Genomic DNA, 20,595 nt, shown 5'->3' with positions numbered 1-20,595 from the left:
TTTCATCCCTGTAAAACTTCTGTTTGCACCTGAGTTTTTAAAGAGCGAAATGGTTGCCCTACTATTACTTTAAATAAAATTATGATCATGAAAACATTACGTTCAATTTTCGTTCTGTGCGTTGCTTTTGGCCTGTTATCAGTTTCGGGCAAAGCACAGCAAAGCCAACCCGAAACAGCACAGGCTGTTGTTCATTATAAATTTTCGCACCTGAGGGATACAACCAAAAGGAATGATATTTATAATGAAAATATGATCCTGTTCCTGGGCAAAAACTCAAGCGCCTATAAAAGCTACGACAAAAAAATGGCCGATGCTTTAGTAAGAAAACAAGTGCAGGAGCAAATGGCTGCTAACCCGAATGGCCCGATAAAAATTATGAGGGGTAAGGGCTCTGGCTCAAGTACAGAGTATTATCAATTTCCTGTTGAAGGAAAATTGATAAGAAAAGAGAAGCTTATCAATAGCTACCTGATTGAAGAGCCCATGGCAGCAATCGACTGGAAAATCAGCAGTGATACAGCCAGCTTTGCCGGCTTGCATTGTCAAAAAGCAACTGCCCATTTCAGGGGGCGCGACTATACCGCATGGTTTTGCCCCGATCTGCCTTTTCATAGTGGCCCATGGAAATTAAATGGTTTACCCGGTGTTATCCTTGAAGCTTATGATGCTAAAAAAGAAGTGGAATTTAAGTTTGAGGGGATTGAAGATCTGAGTAAAACGCCTAAAGCAAGTCCTGTTGCCAGCGCTGATCAACAGCCTGCAGGAGGCGGCCATGAAATAAGGCTTTTTGATATGGATGATGAAGGTGATCCTAATGTAATTCAACTACCATCGGGCGGGATAAAAACCACCGAAAAGGAGTTTGCTAATTTAAGAGAAGCCATGAAGAAAGACCCCGATGCTTTTGTACATTCTGCAATGGGCGGGTCAGGCGGAAACATGCAGTTTAATCGTTCGGGTCCTAAGCAGGACATTAAATTAAAAATTGGAGACGGTCCTGTAATTAATAACCCAATAGAGCTGCCCGAAAAGAAATGATCAGATTCAGCAAATTTGCATTGATCTTTCTTTCCGTAATGTTGCTTTCTTTTGGATGCTTTGCACAAAATTTAAAAGGCACAGTTAAAGACAGTACCGGCAAAGGGATATCTTTTGCAACTATAAATTTAAAAGGTGCCGGTAGCTCAATTTTAAGCTATGCAGTGAGCAACAATAAAGGCGAGTTTACCCTGCATTTACCCGCAGATGCCCCAAGAAATGGCTTAACAATTGAAGCAAGCTGCATTGGTTTTATAAAACAAGCCAATTCAGTAACGGATTTTACAGCGCCATACAACTTTATATTGCCAGTAGCAACCAATCAACTGCAAACGGTAATTGTAAAGGATAAAAGGCCTTTTCTTAAAACCAGCGGAGATACGTTAAGCTACAAAGTATCTGATTTCAGCAATCCGCAGGACAGGGTTATAGGTGATGTAATTAAAAAACTGCCGGGGATCCAGGTTGCGGCTGATGGCAGAATTTCTTACAATGGGAAGGGAATCTCCAACCTTTATATCGGTGGCGATAACCTGCTTGATGATAAATATAACATTGCCACCAGCAGCATTCCAAATGGTGTGGTTGACCAGGTGCAGGTAATAGAAAATCATCAGCCGATTAAGATGCTGAAGGACAAAGTGGTGAGTGAAGACGTTGCCCTTAACCTCACTTTTAAAAAAGATGCAAAGCTGCAACTGATAGGGCAGGAAACAGTAGGTGGCGGTACGCCCGGCAAATATGACGAGGACCTTAACGCGATGATGTTTAAGGATAACTTTAAAGCCATTAACTACCTTAAAGGTAACAATACCGGGGTTGATGTTCAGAATGACCTGGTATCGCATAATTTATCAGATTACCTGCAACGGATAGATAACAATAAACCCGCTACCCTGCTTTCTACCGGTACCGCAACTGACCCCGACCTGCCGCGAAACAGGTATTTGTTTAACCAGGCTGGTATTATCAACCTCAATAACCTGGTACACCTGCAAAAGGATGTTCAGCTAAAGGCTAACCTTTATTACCTGCATGATACACAACTGCAGGATTATCAAAAGCAAACAGCTATCTACCTGCCAAATGATACGGTACGTTATTCGGAAATTCAGCATAACAAACGCCGCCCCGACATTTTGCACGGGCAGCTTACCTTAAATATTAATAAGGATAAATACTATTTAAACGATGCTTTAATAGCTGATTATAATCACAACACCAATTATTCGGCATTGGTTACTAACGGGACGGCGGTGAACCAGGTTTTTAAGGACAATATTGCCGATTTCTCCAACGAGTTTAACCTCATGAAAACATTTAAGACAAATAATATTATTGAAGTTTATTCGTACCTGAACCATATTGCCGAACCGGAAAACTTATCCATTAATCCCGGTTTAAACCCCGCAATCTTCAATAACGGCAATCCTTACAGTCAGCTAAATCAAAAGGTTAATGTGCCAACCTGGTTTACAAATAATTACTTTGCTTACAAGTTGCCATCAGATTATGTTACACAAAGCTACAAGGTTGGTTTTAGCTTGCAACAGCAAAAATTAGTTTCTACTTTAAGCGCGGTACAAACCAACAATACCGTTAATTTGGTAACAGATAGTACGCAGAACAATTTAAACTGGTCGCGGCAAAAGCTATATGCAGAGGCGGGGTATGATTTCCCGGGCAAAATACTTAAGGTAAACTTAACCTTACCGTTAAGCCTGCAGCAGATCCATTATACCGATAACCTGTTTGCTTTTGATAAACAAACAACCCATCTATATTTTACCCCCAGGTTATTTGTAAAGTATCAAAGCGGCATTGAAAACTATTTCAGCCTGGTTTATGATCTTAAAAACAAGATAGGGAGTATCGAGGATATTTACCGGGGATATGTTTTGAAAGATTACCGTACACTAAATGCCAATAATTCTGCCCTTACAGAACAACGGGATCAAACTGCAGCGCTTGGCTTTAATTACCGTAAAGCCATAACCCTCTTCTTTTTTAGCATTACGGCCTCGTATGATCACGTAACGGCCAATAACATTGCCTCAAGCATTATCAGTAATAACATTGAGCAAAACATAGTGCTGCCCTATGTTAACCATACAAACTCATGGATGCTTAATGGCTACATCAGTAAATATGTGTTTGCATTGCGTACCACTATCAGTGGTGGTGTGTCATGGCAGTCAAATAGCTCAAATCAGCTGCAAAACAACATTCTTTTACCCTATAAAACTGTATCGGCAACTGAAAGTGCAAGCGCCGAAACAAAAATAACCGATGCGCTGAATCTCAGCTATAAAGTAATTTACAACCAGCTCAGCAGCAAATCACCGGTTTCGGCATCAGGTACGGCTATAAAAAGCATTTATCAGCAGGCATCCATAAATTATAATCCGCTGGTCAACCTGTTCATTAAGTTATCCGGGGATGATTATTACAGTCACCAGGATCAGCTCAATAATCAGAAATATATTTTTGCAGATGCATCGGTAAGGTACAGATTTAACAAGATTAAAACAGATGTGGAACTAAGCGCCAACAATCTTTTCGATACCAGAAAATATAGCGCGCTTTATTTATCGGCAAATACGTTTACATCCAATACCTACACAATTCCGGGCCGCATTCTGCTGGTTAAGGCTACTTTTAATCTTTAAATTTTGGTAATTAAGCCGCTTATACCCCTTTAGTTAACATTTGTTATATTAAACATTAACTTTTGTGGGGTGCGGAAAAATTGTAATGCTATAGTTTTACAAAAGGAAACTATATCACCCAATTATTTCAGCAATGTATCAAGTATCAACTCCGGGTGTAATGCACGAAATAACACCTTTAACCACAGGCGATTGTTTTACCATATCATCAAGAGTAAAAAAAGGGTTTGATTTCCCGTTGCATTACCATAATGAGTATGAGCTTACGCTGATATTAAATGCAAAAGGAGCCAAAAGGGTTATTGGTGGAAGCATAGGTGTAATAGATGATGTTGAGCTGGTATTTATAGGCCCCAACCTGTACCATTCCTGGTTTACACACCTATGCACCTCGGAGGCAATTACCGAAATTACCATACAGTTTCACAAGGATCTGTTTGGCGAGGGCTTTTTAAAAAGAAACCAGCTTAGCGTGCTTAAAAATATGTTTAATAATGCACAGCGGGGAATTCTTTTTCCGCAGGAAACTGCGGCTAATGTGGTTGACCGGATTATAAATTTAAAGCAAAAAGTACAGTTTGAAGCGGTGTTAGAGCTGCTGTCGATTCTGCATACCTTATCTGTTTCACCCAGTATTAAGCTGCTTTCGGAACCTGGCTTTTCAAATGAAAAATTCTTGTACAAGAGCAGACGGGTTGAAAAGGTTTTTGAATTTTTGTATGATAATTATGAAAAACGTATAGCCCTTGCCGAGGCTGCCGAAATTGCAAATATGCCCACAGTATCTTTCAGCAGGTTTTTTAAAAAACGAACAGGAAAATCATTTATTGACACTGTAAATGAAATAAGGCTGGGGCATGCATCCCGGATGCTGGCCGACACTAATTTTACGATCGCCCTTATAGCTTATAAATGTGGTTTCAACAATATTTCTAATTTTAACAGGGCTTTTAAACGTAAAAAATTATGCGTTCCCAAAGAATTCAGAGAAACCTATACCTCCGGAAAAGTTTATATCTGATCCGCTCTGCCTAACAGTTTTCGTATCATAGTTAACATTTGCGGCATCAGGTTACGGCTATAAATCAATAACTTTACAATGTGTATTTCATATCAACCAATAAGTAAACCTGGTAAATTCAGCAAATGTGGTTGAAGTGCATTTATAAATAATTAATGGAATAATTATGATATGCAGGCTGTTTAGTTAATTATTACTGTTGTTTTAACAATTATTCCATACATTAGTATTGTAATATACATTTTTAGGTATTGCCAATTATACCAGTAGCTTAATATTATGCGTTTTAAAGTTTACTTACCGGTTATCCTGTTTGTTATAATGCAACAATGGTTGTATGCCCAAAATACAGCGTACCAGTTCTCGCACCTTGATATTACCAACGGGCTTTCAGTTAACCAGGTAAACAGCATTTTTAAAGACTCAAACGGATTTATGTGGTTTGGCACAATTTCCGGGTTAAACAGGTATGACGGGTATAAGTTCAGGGTGTTTAAACATTCGGCGAACAATCCCAATTCATTAGCAGATAATTCCGTTACAGGTATTTTTGAGGGACCCCAAAAAATGCTCTGGATAAAAACGCATATCGGTTTTAGTATTTATAATTCCACTACCGAAAAGTTTTCAAATGATGTTGCCCGCGAACTGGCTAAATATAAAGTTTTAACAGACCAGTTAACCTTAATTAAAAAAGACAAAAGAGGAAACTTTTGGTTTTTAACAAATAACGAGGGTTTATACTGTTATGATCCTAAAAACAATACGACCAGCTTTTTCAACAGCGCAGGTAATAACTCAATAGCCATATTACACTCAGATGCCGTAACAGATGTTGTTGAAGACAATCATAATTTTATGTGGCTTATTTACGCCGACGGAAAAATTGATAAACTGGATCCTCTGACCAATACGATCGTTTCCAGCTCAAACAAGTTAGCTAAGGCTAACAATAATAAGCCCGAGCTTTATTCGGCAACGTTTGATAATAGCGATAACTTATGGCTGTATGCTGCAAGCAGCCCTATTGGGGTTTACCGCTATGGTATAAATACCGACAAACTTGATCATTTTACTACGGAGACTGGCGATATAAGGCTTAACTATAATGTTATTTATAATATTATACTAGGTGATGATAATAAAATATGGATAGGAACTGATCATGGCGGCATTAACCGGATAGACCCTGTAACCAATAGTATTCAATATCTTTTGAACAGGGAAGATGACCCAAAATCATTGCAGGGTAACAGTGTGGTGCTTTATAAAGATAATACCGGTATAATTTGGGCCGGTACCTTTAAACAGGGGATCAGCTATTATCATAAAAGTATAATCCAGTTCCCGCTGATCAGGCACTATGTCTCTGACGCTAAAAGCCTGCCTTATGAGGATGTTGATTGTTTTGCCGATGACACCGGAGGGAATTTGTGGATAGGTACAAATGGAGGCGGACTGCTCAACTATAATTCGGCCACTAAAAAATATGTACAGTTTAAACATGATCCTAATAATCCTAATAGCATTGCCAATGACATAGTTATTAGCTTGTGTATTGATCATGAGCATAAGCTTTGGATTGGGACCTATTTTGGTGGGCTGGATTGTTTTGATGGGAAAACGTTTATCCATTACCGGCATAATGACAATATCCCTTCGAGTATTTCTGACGATAGGGTTTATAGTATTATGGAGGACTCCTCATTAAAATTATGGGTGGGCACTTTTGCCGGCAGCACAAATATTTTTGACAGGGCATCCAATAGTTTTTTGCATCCCAATTACCAAATGCTTTCCAATTATACCGCGGTAATATATGAGGATAAACAAAAAAATATCTGGATAGGAAGAGACAGGGGCATTGATTTTATAAAGAATGGGAAAAGTATAGCCAAACACTATGTTAATAACCCCAATAATCCTAACAGTTTAATTGGGAATGATGTAAACAGTATTATCCAGGATAGCAAAGGAATGATATGGATAGGAACAAAAGATGGGATAAGTATTTTAAATGCACAAAACGGTAAATTCTATAATCTTAATGAAACGAATGGCTTACCCGGAAATGATGTTTTAAAGGTTTTGGAAGATAACAATGGCAAAATTTGGATAAGCACCACAAATGGGTTGGCCAGCATTAAATCAGTTAAAACAGGCGGTAACTATAAGTTTCAGATCAATAAGTTTGATGAGTTCGATGGTTTGCAGGGCCGGGAATTTAATGCCTATTCGGCTTTTAAAACTCAAAATGGGCAGCTGATATTTGGCGGAGCACATGGGTTTAACATGTTTAATCCGCAGAGTATAAATATTACTAAGAGCAAGCCCCAGTTATTATTTACAGATTTTCAATTATTTAATAAGAGCGTTGCCGTTGGCGATACCATAAATGGAAATGTACTATTAAAGAGCTCAATTACTAATACTAAGAATTTAACGTTAAGCCATAACGAAAACGATTTTAGTATTGAGTTTGCAGCCTGCGAATATTTTAACCCCGATAAAATTGTTTACCAGTATATGCTGGAAGACTTTGACAAACAATGGCTTTCGGCCCCGAATAATACCCGTAAGGCAACTTATACAAACTTAGACGCCGGTGATTATGTATTTAAAGTAAAGGCCGGCAATATAAACGATCCGGAAAATACAAGTACAATAACCCTCAATATTAAGGTATTGCCGCCATTTTGGAAATCGCCCTTAGCTTACCTGTTCTATTTCGTCAGCGTTGTTTGCCTTTTATTTTATATCCGCCATAGGGGGATCCGTAAGTTGAAAAATGAATTTAAGATTAAACAGGATAAACTTGAAGGAGAACGGAAACTTGAGAATGAACGTGAAGAGGCTCGCCGCATGCACCAGCTTGATTTGATGAAAATTAAATTTTTTACCAATGTAAGCCACGAGTTCCGGACCCCTTTATCTTTAATATTATCGCCAATTGATGATTTAATTAAAACAACCGACAAACCCGACCAGCAAAATCACCTGGTAATGATAAAAAGAAACGGGAAGCGCTTGCTTAACCTTGTAAACCAGCTGCTTGATTTTAGAAAGATGGAATACAATGAGCTAAAGCTTTGTTTAAAAAAGGGCGACATCATACAATTTATAAAGGAGGTTTCCTCCTCATTTACAGATGTTGCCCATCAAAAGCAAATTCAATTTCTTTTTGAGAGCGAGGTAAATTCGTTTATTACCAATTTTGATCATGACAAGATAGAAAGGATCCTTTTTAACCTGCTCTCCAACTCCTTTAAGTTTACACCTTCGGGCGGTTATATTAGCGTTATGCTGAATTTATCGGCCCCGGATGTGTTTGCACAAGATCAAAAAATGCTGGAGATAAAGGTGATCGATACCGGAATCGGGATCCCGGTAGAAAACCAGGAAAAGATCTTCGAACGCTTTTTCCAGGATAATATGCCCGAAAGTTTGCTGAACCAGGGCAGCGGGATAGGGCTGTCTATCACCAAAGAATTTATAAAAATGCATGGCGGGACAATAAAAATAGAAAGCGAACCTGACTATGGCACTTGTTTTATAATTGAACTACCTGTTGGCGATTTGAATGAAGGACATGCAGTTGCTGCACCTGAGCAGGAGGAAACTTCATATGCTATATTGCAAAATGCGGATAGTGCACATTTATCAGCTAAAAAGTTAACTGTTTTACTGATAGAGGATAATGACGATTTAAGGTTCTATCTGAAGGATAATTTAAAGCATAGTTTTCATATTATTGAAGCCGTAAACGGCAAAGATGGCTGGCAAAAGGCGCTTGCATTGCATCCAAAACTTATTGTGAGTGACGTGAGTATGCCCGAAATGAATGGCTTAGACCTTTGTAAAAAAATAAAAGGAGATAGCCGTACGGCCCAGATCCCTATTATTTTATTAACCGCATTAACAGGACAGGAAGATCAACTGGCGGGGCTTGACAGCGGCGCCAATGATTACATAGTAAAGCCTTTTAACTTCGAGATACTGCTATCAAAAATTCATAGCTTGCTGCGGATCCAAAAAACCTATCAAAAGCAGACGGAGGTTGAGGCGCAGGATATAGTTGTGGTATCAGAAGATGAGAAATTTCTAAAAAATGCGTTTGCAAGCATTGAGAAAAATATCACTAACCCTAATTTTTCCGTTGAAGAGCTGAGCAGGAATTTAAACCTGAGCAGGGTTTCGCTTTATAAAAAATTATTAACGCTTACCGGTAAAACACCTGTTGATTGTATCAGAACCATCCGGTTAAAAAGGGCAGTACAACTGTTAGAAAAAAGTAAGCTAAGCATTGCCAATGTTGCTTACGAAGTAGGCTTTAATAATGCCGCCTATTTTGCCAAAGTGTTTAAAGAAGAATTCGGAATGCTCCCTTCAGAATACATAATTGAAATGCGGAGTAAAGAAAAAGAAGAAACCATTGCATAATTTTATATAATAACTCTTTTAACTAACTAATTGATCGAATTTAAAATCCCAATGAAATATTTATCCATTTTTATTACTGTCGTTTTAATCTCTTTTTTCAATTCCGCATCCGCACAAACCGTAGCGCAAACACCTCCAATGGGATGGAACAGTTATAACTGTTTTGGTTCTGCTGTTCACGAAGATGAAGTAAAAGCAAATGCCGATTATATGGCCAAAAACCTGAAACAATACGGGTGGCAATATGTAGTAGTTGATTTTTTATGGTCGTATGATAACCCGGTGGGAAGCAATATTGGCAACCCGTTTCAATCAAGATTGCAGGATGGTTCATACATCCCCTGGTTAACAATGGATAAATGGGGCAGGTTAAGCCCCCAGCCAACCAAATTTCCATCCGCATTTGGCGGTAAAGGGTTTGGTCCGCTGGCAGCATATGTACATTCATTGGGCTTGAAATTTGGTATTCATGTAATGCGGGGCATTCCGCGCCAGGCTGTTTGGGCAAAATCCCCAATAAAAGGAACTAACGGAATAACAGCAGACATGGTTGCCGATACCAACTCAAAATGCCCCTGGATGAACCATATGTACGGGCTTAACATGAAGAAACCCGGAGCACAGGAATATTTGAACTCCCTGTTAGAGCTGTATGCTGAGTGGGGGGTTGATTTTATTAAGGTTGATGACCTGTCAAGGCCATACAGCGAGCCGGAAGTTGAAGGATACAGCAAAGCAATTGCACATTGTGGCAGGCCCATCGTATTGAGCTTATCGCCGGGGGCCACGCCTGTAGCGGAGGCAGATCATGCAGTTTTAAATGCAAACATGTGGCGTATGGCCGATGATTTTTGGGATAACTGGAAAGAGATAACCGGGATGATGAACTATGCAAAGCAATGGGAAGGGGTAAGCGGCCCCGGCCACTGGCCTGATTGCGATATGATCCAGATCGGTAAATTATCAAAGAGAGGCCCCGTTGGCGAAGAGCGTTACAGCCGTTTTACCGAAGATGAAGAATATACCCATATGACCTTTTGGAGTATCTTCCGCTCACCGCTGATGCTTGGTGGGAATCTTCCTGAAAACAGACCGTTTGAGTTAAGCCTGTTTAACAACAGCGAAGTTTTAGCGGTAAACCAGCAAGGTGAAAACCCGAGGCAATTGTATCAAAAAGACGGAAAAATGATCTGGTACTCCCACGCCCAGGGCAGTAAGGATGTTTATGTAGCTATGTTTAACTTAAGCGAGCAGACCCAGGATATAGATTTCTCTTTTGCTTCTGTAGGGCTGATAGGAAAAATAATGGTTAGAGACCTGTGGAAAAAGCAGGATGTGGGTGCATTGAGGCAAAACTACCATCAACAAGTTAACAAGCACGGGGCGGCATTATTTAAGTTATCTCCTCAGTGAAAAAGAATTAATGATTAAGAGTCAGGAATCAGGAAAGTATAATTTAAATTTTTAATAATAATCATTGAATATCAATTTTTTTCCTGATTCTTGAGGCTTAATCCCTGCCTTCGCAACAACAACCTTTATGATGAAAAAAATCCTCATTCTGCTTACCTGTATTATTCCGCTTGGTGCTTTTTGCCAGGATAACCTAAAGCTTTGGTACAAACAGTCGGCAAAGGTTTGGACAGATGCCTTGCCGCTGGGGAATGGCCGCTTAGGAGCCATGGTGTTTGGAGGTGTTAAGCGGGAGCTTATTCAGTTAAATGAAGCTACTTTGTGGTCGGGCGGTCCTGTACGCACCAATGTAAACCCTGGTGCTTATGCCAACTTATTGTTAGCAAGGGAAGCGCTTTTTAAAGAAGAAGATTATGCGAAAGCTTACAACTACGCAAAAAAGATGCAGGGTTATTATTCAGAATCCTATTTGCCACTTGGCGATTTAGCCATTACCCAGGATTTAAAAGACACGGTGACAACTGCCTATTACCGCGATCTGAATATTAAGGATGCCATTTCAACAACGCGGTTCACTATTGACGGGATCACTTATACCAGGCAGATCATCAGCTCTGCGCCCGACCAGGTAATAGTTATCCATCTGACTGCAAATAAGGCCGGGCAATTAAATTTTAAAGTTGGGGCTTCAAGTCTTTTAAAATATCATACTGTTGCTGTTGCTGCCAATGAAATAGCCATGAAAGGTAAGGCCCCTGCTCATGACGATCCAAGTTACGTTGACTCTGCCAACCCAACTACTTATGATGATAGCGCAGGCTGCAAAGGAATGCGTTTTGAATTGCAGGTAAAAGCAGTGAGTAAAGATGGACGGATAAGTGCCGATACCAGCGGCATAACTATAAAGAATGCTACAGATGTAACTATTTTGCTTTCGGCTGCAACCAGTTTTAATGGGTTTGATAAATGCCCCGTTACTGCAGGCAAGGATGAAAATAAGATAGCTACGCAATACCTTAACAATGCTGCAGTGAAAAGCTGGCAAACTTTATTGACCAGGCACTATGCAGATTATCACCATTACTTTAACCGGGTAGCTTTTAAGCTTGCAACTCCGGCAGATAACGGCAACGCCAAATTACCTACCGATGAACGGTTAGTATCTTACACCAAAGGAGCAAAAGACCCTGAGCTGGAAACGCTTTACTTTCAATATGGCCGTTACCTGCTTATCTCAAGCTCGCGTACCGGTGGCGTGCCTGCCAATCTGCAGGGTATCTGGAATAAGGAATTACGTCCGCCATGGAGCTCGAACTATACCACCAATATTAATGTGCAAATGAATTACTGGCCTGCCGAAGTAGCCAATCTTTCAGAAATGCATATGCCATTTATTGATTTTATTAAAAATGTGGCAGTTACTGGTAAGGTTACAGCTAAGGAATTTTACCATGCAAAAGGCTGGGCATTGCACCATAACAGTGACATTTGGGCATTATCAAACCCTGTGGGCGACAAAGGCAACGGCGACCCTACATGGGCCAACTGGACAATGGGATCGCCATGGCTTTCGCAGCATTTGTGGTGGCATTACCAGTTTACAAAAGATAAAAAATACTTGAGGGAAGTAGCTTATCCGCTGATGAAAGGGGCCGCTGAGTTTTGTGAAGACTGGCTGGTTAAGGATAAGGACGGATACCTGGTAACAGCTCCATCCGTATCGCCGGAGAATGCTTTTTTTGATGATAAAGGGAAAAGGGCCAGTGTATCAGTGGCCACCACAATGGACATGTCAATCATCCGTGATCTGTTCACAAATGTAATTGAGGCCGCCAATGAATTGGGTGATGATAAAGCGTTCCGCGATACCATCATTGCTAAAAAAGCAAAATTATATCCTTTCCATATTGGTAAAAAAGGTAACCTGCAGGAGTGGTATAAAGATTGGGAAGATCCGGAGCCACATCACCGCCATGTATCACATTTATTTGGCTTATTCCCGGGAAACCAGATCTCGCCTGTAAATACGCCTGAGTTAACTGCCGCCGCAAAAAGGACCCTTGAATTACGTGGTGATGAAGGTACCGGCTGGAGCCTTGCATGGAAAATTAATTTTTGGGCGCGGTTGCTTGACGGAAACCATAGCTATAAAATGTTAAAAGACCTGTTAAGGGCAACAAATGTAGAAGGAACAAATTATTCGGGCGGGGGAGGTTCTTACATCAACCTTTTTGATGCCCATCCGCCGTTTCAGATAGACGGGAACTTTGGAGGCGTATCAGGCATGGCCGAAATGCTTTTACAAAGCCAAAATAACGAAATTCAACTATTGCCGGCTCTTCCTGATGCCTGGGCCACCGGGGAAATTTCCGGCTTAAAAGCCAGGGGTAATTTTGAAGTAAGCATGAGCTGGAAAAATAAAAAGATCACAACCGCATCTGTATTGGCTGTTGTTGGTGGTAAATGTATTATCCGCAGCAATGAATCTTTGAAAATTGCAGGCATGCAGGTAACCTCCAAAAAAACTGCTAACGGTTATGTGACAAGTTTTAACACAATTAAAGGGGTGAAGTACAATATTACCGGTGCTAAAATTTAATAAAAGTAGCTTATCCGAACTAAGGTTTATCAGGTGATATTTTAACCAATAACACTTATAAATACCATAATTGCGTTGTTTAGCTCCCAAATGGTGCTCTTGGTAAACATTTGTTTTATACATATTATCAATGTTGTTATTGGTTTTTAAAAAACCGGGGTAGTTTTAGCCCCGGATGTTTTGTTGTGACCACAGCAAGATCAAAGCCAGTATAAACGTTGTCTATATAATATTAAAATTCTTACGCCCTAAACAATTGTATTAAATGAAAAACCATTTAAGTAAAACACTTTTTTTAAAATTCGCCGCATTTTTAATAATTAGCCTGGCATCCTTACAATCAACAAGGGCCTCGGTAATTTCTTATACCAAAAACGCTGATGGCATTATTTTTAAGCTAGATAAGGGTTTAATGAATATAAGGATTTGTAAAGCAGATATAATTGAAGTTAAGTACACCATTTTTGACGCTTTCCCTGCAAAAAATTCGTTGGTTGTGAATAATACATGGAAAGAGAAAACCCCATTCACTGTTTCGGAGCGCGGCGGAAAAATAATCATCTCTACATCAAAACTAAATATCAGCATTAACAAAACTACCAATGCCATAACTTATACAAATAAAAGCGGTGTAGTTATAACTGCCGAAGGTGCTGAAAACAAAAACATGGAACCGGCAACCATAGCCGGGATCTCTACCTATAACTGCACCACTAAATTTAACTCACCGGCTGATGAAGCGCTTTTTGGCCTGGGCTGCCATCCTGAAGATACACTATCTATCAATTACAAGGGCCGTAACCAGGAAATGCTGATCAAATACATGACAGGCGCTATACCAGTTATGCTCTCAAACAAAGGCTATGGATTACTATGGGACAATTACGCCGCATCGAATTTTTATGGTGCCGAGGCTGATAATACCCAATACAAATACGTATCAGAAAGTGGTAAAATGGTTGATTATTACTTTTTTTACGGGCCTGATTTTGATCGGATTATTGACCTTTACAGAACCGCTACCGGTAAAGCTCCGATGTATCCAAAATGGTCATTTGGGTTATTTCAGTCGCAGGACAGGTACAAAGGGCAAGACGAAATTTTAGGGGTTAAGGATAACTATCGCAATAATCACATTCCTGTTGATGCAATAGTGCAGGATTGGTATTGGTGGTCGCCACTGCCAATGGGATCGCATGTTATGAGTCCTGACAGGTACCCAAACCCTAAAGCAATGATTGATGAATTGCACAAAGCTAACATGCATGCTATGATCTCGATATGGCCGGTATTTGGCGGTGGAACCCGGGATTTTGATGATTTGAAGAGTAAAGGGTTTTTAACAAGTATTACCTGGGATAATTTTGTTACCCGTACGTTTGATAGTTATTATGATGCCCATAACCCTAAGGCCAGGGAAAAATACTGGGAGCAAGCCCGCGACAGTGTTGTAAAACGTTACGGCTGGGACGCCTGGTGGGTTGACCAATGCGAACCTGATAATGGCAGCTTGCTTGACGAACGACGCAAGGCTAATTTTTCAGTTGGTAAAGGGATAGATTATTTTAATACCTACTCTTTGGAGCATTCTAAAGGGCTTTACAAGGGATGGCGCAGGGATATTCCGGGTAAGCGTGCTTTCCTGCTTATCCGCCAGTCATTTGCCGGGGAGCAGCGTAGTGCGGCTACATTATGGTCGTCTGATATTACCTGTACTTTTGCCTCCTTACGCAATCAAATCCCGCAGGGTATTAATGCCTGTGTATCCGGCATCCCTTACTGGACATCAGATATCGGAGGTTACTTGTCGAGGGTAGATAAAGACGGAATTCCCGATTGGTCGCTTCCAAAATACCGCGAGCTGTTTACCCGCTGGTTCCAGTTTGGAACATTTAGCCCGATAATGCGGATCCACGGTAAAGGAGAAAGAGCTTTGTTCTCAAAGAACTGGGACGATAAAACCAAAGCTATCCTGTTAAATTATGACAAGCTGCGCTACCGTTTGCTGCCATATACATACTCGCTGGCTGCAAAGGTTACCAATGATAATTATACCATAATGCGTTCCCTTGCATTTGATTTCAGGAATGATAAAAATGTTTATAGTATTCCTGATCAGTATATGTTTGGTCCCGCATTTTTGGTAAACCCGGTAACACAACAATTTTACTCAGGCAGTAACGCAAGTGCTCAAACAAAAACAAGAAAGGTATATCTGCCAAAAGGCAGCAAGTGGTTTAATTTCTGGACTGGAGAAACGCTTAATGGCGGCCAAACTATTGATGCCGAAGCGCCGATAGAAACAATGCCGCTTTATGTTAAAGCAGGTTCCATTGTACCTATGGGGCCAAATATTGAATATGCTACTGAAAAACCGGCCGGCGCTATTGAACTGCGGATCTACCCCGGTGTTAACGGTGAGTTTAAATTTTATGAAGATGAAAACGATAACTATAACTACGAAAAGGGCAACTCTTCAACATTCACTTTTAAATGGAATGATAAAACACATCAGCTAACTATTACTGACCGTAAAGGTAGCTTTCCGGGTATGGTGAAAAAGCATATTTTCAATATTGTTTTGGTAAGAGAAAATCATGGCGAAAATATCGGCATCGGCATCAGCAGCAAAGCGGATAAAAGTTTTAGCTATATTGGCAAGGCAATGGTTGTTAAGTTATAGTTTTCAAATCTTTTATGAGCATATTCAAAAAACGTATTATAAGATCCGCAGTAATAATATTGGTTTTTAGCTTTTCGCAAATAGCGTATGCTCAAAAAGTGCTTATCAATAACCCTATTGTTAAAGGTTATTACGCCGACCCCACAATAATAAAAGATAAGGGTGTTTTTTATATCTATGCTACAATTGACCCATGGGGCGGCAAAGAACTTGGTGTGCTGGTAACAAAGGATTTTGTAAAGTTTGAAACCAAACACATCAACTGGCCAACAAAAGAAGCTTGTACAAGCGCAACCTCCAATGGGTCGATGGTATGGGCGCCATCCGTAAGGAAAGCTGCAAATGGTAAATTTTATATGTATGTGGCAGTAGGCAGTGAAGTTTGGGCAGGTGTAAGTGATAAGCCCCTTGGCCCCTGGAAAAATGCGAAAGCAGATAATACCCCTTTAGTGGCCGGGAATAAATACCCGGGTGTTCATAATATCGACCCGGATTGTTTTATTGATAGCGATGGACAGGCATACCTATACTGGGGGTCAGGTTTCAATTGGGTGAACGGGCATTGCATGGCAGTAAAATTAAAAAAGGACATGGTAACATTTGATGGTGAGCCCGTAGATATTACCCCGCCTCATTATTTCGAAGCGCCGCACATGGTAAAGCGGAACAACCTGTACTACCTGATGTACTCGTACGGCAAGGCTATAGACGCTACTTATCAAATCAGGTATTCAACAAGTAAAACACCTTTCGGTCCGTGGGCAGAAGGGAAAAATGATCCCATACTTTCAACCAGCGCCGATAGTACCACTATGGGCCCCGGCCACCACACTGTTTTTAAACAAAACGGACAATACTACATTCTATATCATCGCATTCATCCGCAAAAAAAAGAATATGTATTGCGGGAGCTCTGTTTGGACAGCCTGAATTTCGACCTGCAAGGCAATATTTTGAAGATTAAGCCAACAGGCGTAAGCAGCTTTTAATGCTAGTATTAAGTCAAATTTTGTCTTTTTCTGACTTAGAACTCAAGACTTTTGACTCAAGATTTAATTCCCTGTTATTTTAACCTCCCCGGTTTAACCTGCTAATTTTTAACGCGGCAGAATAACAGATCATAATCCCCCAAAGCTTTAAACAACCATTTTACTATGCTAATAATGATAAATCAACTTATGATTATTATAGCATTTAGTAATGATATTTTGATAAAAATGCACTTAACTAATTGATTGTCAATATATATAATCCCAATTAACATTTGTGCTATAATCGTTATCAATAGTGTTATCCCTTTTACGCTATCCTGTATAATTTTATAAAAATAACCAATTACATAAACGCAAGCTTGCTATTTGAAGTAAGTGAAAATCAGTAGTACACATAAGTGAAATTACCATTACTACGGTTTTCAATGAAGTAAGATCACAGCCTGCAATATTATTAACACACCCACAACCCGACATTACAAATCGAAATTTAATCCTAAATGACTCAAAATGAAGAAAGATTTACTGTTTTACAAATTCAACAGTTGCAAAAAAACGCTGCTCGTTTTTTTGTTTACTTTAATTACCTGCTATGCTGCAGTTGCCCAAACCAGGCAAATTACAGGTAATGTAAGCACTGCAGATGGTATTGCTATACCGGGCGCAAGTATTAAGATTAAAGGAACTACAACAGGTGTAGTTACTGATGTTAACGGTTCCTTTAAATTATCGGCTCCTGCTAACTCAACGCTTGTTTTTAGCTTTATAGGTTACTTATCACAAGAAGTTACAATTGGCAGCGGTAATGTTTATAACATTAAGTTATCGGCAACAGTGAGCAATTTGAATGAAGTGGTAGTGGTATCGGTGGGCTACGGTACTCAAAAACGTACTGACCTTACCGGTGCTATCAGCTCAATTAGCGCCGCTACAATTGCAAAACTTCCTGTTACCTCGGTAGAGCAGGCTCTACAAGGGCGTGCAGCCGGTGTGCAGGTTACCAACAATGATGCCAGCCCGGGTGGCAATGTATCTATATTGATAAGGGGTACAGGTAGTTTGGCCCAATATGGTAATAGTCCGCTATATGTTGTTGATGGTTATCCGCTTGAAACAGGTGGCATGAATAACATCAACCCAAATGACATCGCTTCGATTGATATATTGAAAGATGCATCAGCCACAGCTATTTACGGGATCCGCGCTGCCAATGGCGTTGTTATAATTAACACCAAAAAAGGTAAAAAGGACGGTACGCAGGTTGAGCTAAATACCTATGATTCCTACCAAAGCAAGCCAAAAGAATATAAATTATTGAATGCGCAGCAATTCGCAACTATGGCTAATGCACAAGCTGCAAATGATCCGGCAAAGCAATTTACCACATTTTCGGGCTGGAGTAATCCATCGTCACTTACCAATGCCGACTGGCAAAATGCGCTTTACCGCAATGGATTGACGCAAAATTATAACGTTGCCATCCGCGGCGGTAATGATAAAGTTCAATCTGCAACCTCAATTGGCTATTACGATCAAAAAGGGATTGTTATCGGATCATATTTTAAACGGGTTACCCTGGGCCTTAATTTAGATTACCAGCCCACCAAATGGCTTAAGTCTTCAACAAGTGCTAAATATGCCTACCAGGATTCAAATAACCCCTTTGGTACCGGGTCGAATTTGTTAGGGAACCTGGCTCAGCTACCCCCAACGCTTGATGGTGGCAGCAATGTAACCAGCCAGATAAACGATGGCAAGGGTAACTATGGTTATTATAACCCGGTTTATACTTACATAGCAAAATATAGCAACCCTGTTTATAGCATTAATGATAATCAATATAAAAATATAAACCAGTTTTTTAATGCTAATTCATCATTAGAAGCTACCCTTATTGAAGGGCTTAAAATTAAAACAAGCGGTGGTGTAACTATTACCAACTTAAACAATTCCTTTTTTCAGCCTGAAGATGACCGTTTAGTTAATCAATATGGTTCTGTGGCAGGTGCCACACAAAATGCATTCTTTAGCCAGAGTTTAAATACCTCGTTTGACTGGTTATGGGAAAATACCATATCGTACGACAGAACTTTTGGCAAGCATACTATAAATTTTGTTGGCGGTGTTACTGAACAGGAATTAACAAATAATCCTTTTAACGGCAGTGGTGTTCCTCCGAATGCGCAGATCAGGGATCTATCCCAGGTTACAAACCTGAAGCTTGGTACAACTGCTCAAAATATTCAATCTTTAGCATCTCAATTTGTAAGGTTGGGTTATAATTACGCGGGAAGATATTTTATAACCGGTACAGTAAGAAGAGACGGTTCTTCAAAATTTGATGTAGGGCATAAGTACGGTACATTCCCTTCGGGCGCTATATCATGGAAAGCCAAGGAAGAGTCTTTTTTAAAAGGTGTTGACTGGTTATCTAATTTAAAATTCAGGGGCAGTTATGGCGAGGTTGGTAACGAAGGGCCGATCGGCTTGTTCCAATATGAGGAGCAGTTTTCAACAGGTTTAGCATCAACTAACAGTGGTAACCTGGGCTATCCCTTTAATAAAGTATACCAGGTAGGTATCGCAGCAACTTCGCCTGCAAACCCTAACCTTAGATGGGAAACCGACTACCAAACGGATATAGGTACCGATATGGCTTTTTTACATGGCGACCTTACCTTAACTGTTGACTGGTTTAACAGAAAATCAAAAGATTTCTTATTGAATATTGCTGTGCCGCCGCAAACGGGTTATAATACTGAAACCTTAAATGTGGGTACCATGAGCAATAAAGGCTGGGAATTTGCATTAAATTATAATCATAATTTTAATGATTTCAGGTTTGGTGCGGGTTTAACAATTTCATTTATTACAAACAAGCTCACTGCATTAAACTCAGGATCGACCTTTATAACCAACCCGCTTAATAACCCAACCGGCGCTGTTAATTTAAACGGACAGGGTTGGACAGTTTACAGCGAAACACACATTGGGCAGCCGGTAGGAGAATTCTTTGGCTATAAATCAGCTGGAATTATTCAATCCCAGGCTCAAATTGATGCGTTAAATGCAAATGCTTCAGCAAAAACCGGTGGCCTTAATAAATATTATTACCAGGCTGCAACATCACCGGGCGACCGCTTATTTGCCGATGTAAATGGTGACGGTGTTGTAAACGCAAGCGACCAGGTAAGTTTAGGTAACCCGCAACCCAAATTTTTTGGAGGCTTTAACCTTGATGGCGCTTATAAAGCATGGGATATTAACCTGTACTTTTATGGCAGCTACGGAAACAAGATCTTAAACTACGCAGAAAGTAACCAGGAAACCCTTCAAAACCGCGGCTTTGCAGGTATTGAAAACCTGAGCCAGGAATATTATAACAATGCCTGGACGCCCACTAATCATTCAAATACCTTCGCCCGGATCTACTATAGCGATAATTCTATCCTTAATGCAGTTCCGTCAAGCCAATGGATTGAAAATGGCAGTTACCTGAAATTAAAAACGCTTACTGTAGGGTACACATTGCCTTCAGAGTTATTAAAGAGGCTCTCAGTTTCAAAATTGAGGATCTACGTTTCTACTCAGAACCTGTTCACCATTACAAGTTACAAGGGTTTGGATCCGGAGATCGGGACACAAGGAGGCTTTGGAACTCAGAATGGTATTGACAACGGTACTTATCCTTCATCCAAATTTTACACCGTTGGTTTAAACGTAACGTTCTAATAAAG

General features: G+C 40.1%; 9 protein-coding genes. All 9 read left to right on the top strand.

The window, feature by feature from the left end; all coding sequences use genetic code 11:
- Nucleotides 1-87 precede the first annotated feature (87 nt).
- Complete coding sequence (locus BUE31_RS10260; protein WP_073402998.1) at nt 88-1,041, top strand: GLPGLI family protein; 954 nt, start codon at nt 88-90, stop codon at nt 1,039-1,041.
- Nucleotides 1,038-3,710 carry a TonB-dependent receptor gene (locus BUE31_RS10255; protein WP_143167081.1) on the top strand — a complete coding sequence of 891 codons (2,673 nt, stop codon included), beginning with the start codon at nt 1,038-1,040 and terminating at the stop codon, nt 3,708-3,710. Before BUE31_RS10260 ends, BUE31_RS10255 begins: the two co-directional genes overlap by 4 nt.
- Nucleotides 3,711-3,843: 133 nt before the next feature.
- Complete coding sequence (locus BUE31_RS10250; RefSeq protein WP_073402994.1) at nt 3,844-4,731, top strand: AraC family transcriptional regulator; 888 nt, start codon at nt 3,844-3,846, stop codon at nt 4,729-4,731.
- Between the two features lie 279 nt (nt 4,732-5,010).
- A complete protein-coding gene (locus BUE31_RS10245) occupies nt 5,011-9,171 on the top strand; it encodes a two-component regulator propeller domain-containing protein (protein ID WP_073402992.1) in 4,161 nt (1,386 codons plus the stop codon).
- A gap of 51 nt (nt 9,172-9,222) precedes the next feature.
- On the top strand, nt 9,223-10,584 hold the full coding sequence (locus BUE31_RS10240; protein WP_083619620.1) for a glycoside hydrolase family 27 protein: 1,362 nt from the start codon (nt 9,223-9,225) through the stop codon (nt 10,582-10,584).
- A gap of 127 nt (nt 10,585-10,711) precedes the next feature.
- A complete protein-coding gene (locus BUE31_RS10235) occupies nt 10,712-13,183 on the top strand; it encodes a glycoside hydrolase family 95 protein (protein ID WP_200801900.1) in 2,472 nt (823 codons plus the stop codon).
- A 265-nt stretch (nt 13,184-13,448) separates the two neighbouring features.
- Nucleotides 13,449-15,866, top strand: coding sequence for a glycoside hydrolase family 31 protein (locus tag BUE31_RS10230; protein WP_073402988.1), 2,418 nt, complete (start codon nt 13,449-13,451; stop codon nt 15,864-15,866).
- 14 nt (nt 15,867-15,880) lie between these two features.
- Nucleotides 15,881-16,855, top strand: a complete 975-nt coding sequence (locus BUE31_RS10225) for a family 43 glycosylhydrolase (RefSeq protein ID WP_073402986.1) — start codon at nt 15,881-15,883, stop codon at nt 16,853-16,855.
- A 513-nt stretch (nt 16,856-17,368) separates the two neighbouring features.
- Nucleotides 17,369-20,590, top strand: coding sequence for a SusC/RagA family TonB-linked outer membrane protein (locus tag BUE31_RS10220; protein ID WP_073402984.1), 3,222 nt, complete (start codon nt 17,369-17,371; stop codon nt 20,588-20,590).
- The last annotated feature ends 5 nt before the right edge of the window (nt 20,591-20,595 follow it).

The organism is Mucilaginibacter sp. OK098 (assembly GCF_900142915.1).
GTDB lineage: Bacteria > Bacteroidota > Bacteroidia > Sphingobacteriales > Sphingobacteriaceae > Mucilaginibacter.
The sequence above is the reverse complement of the archived record's forward strand: the minus strand, read 5'-3'. Positions and strand labels throughout refer to the sequence as shown.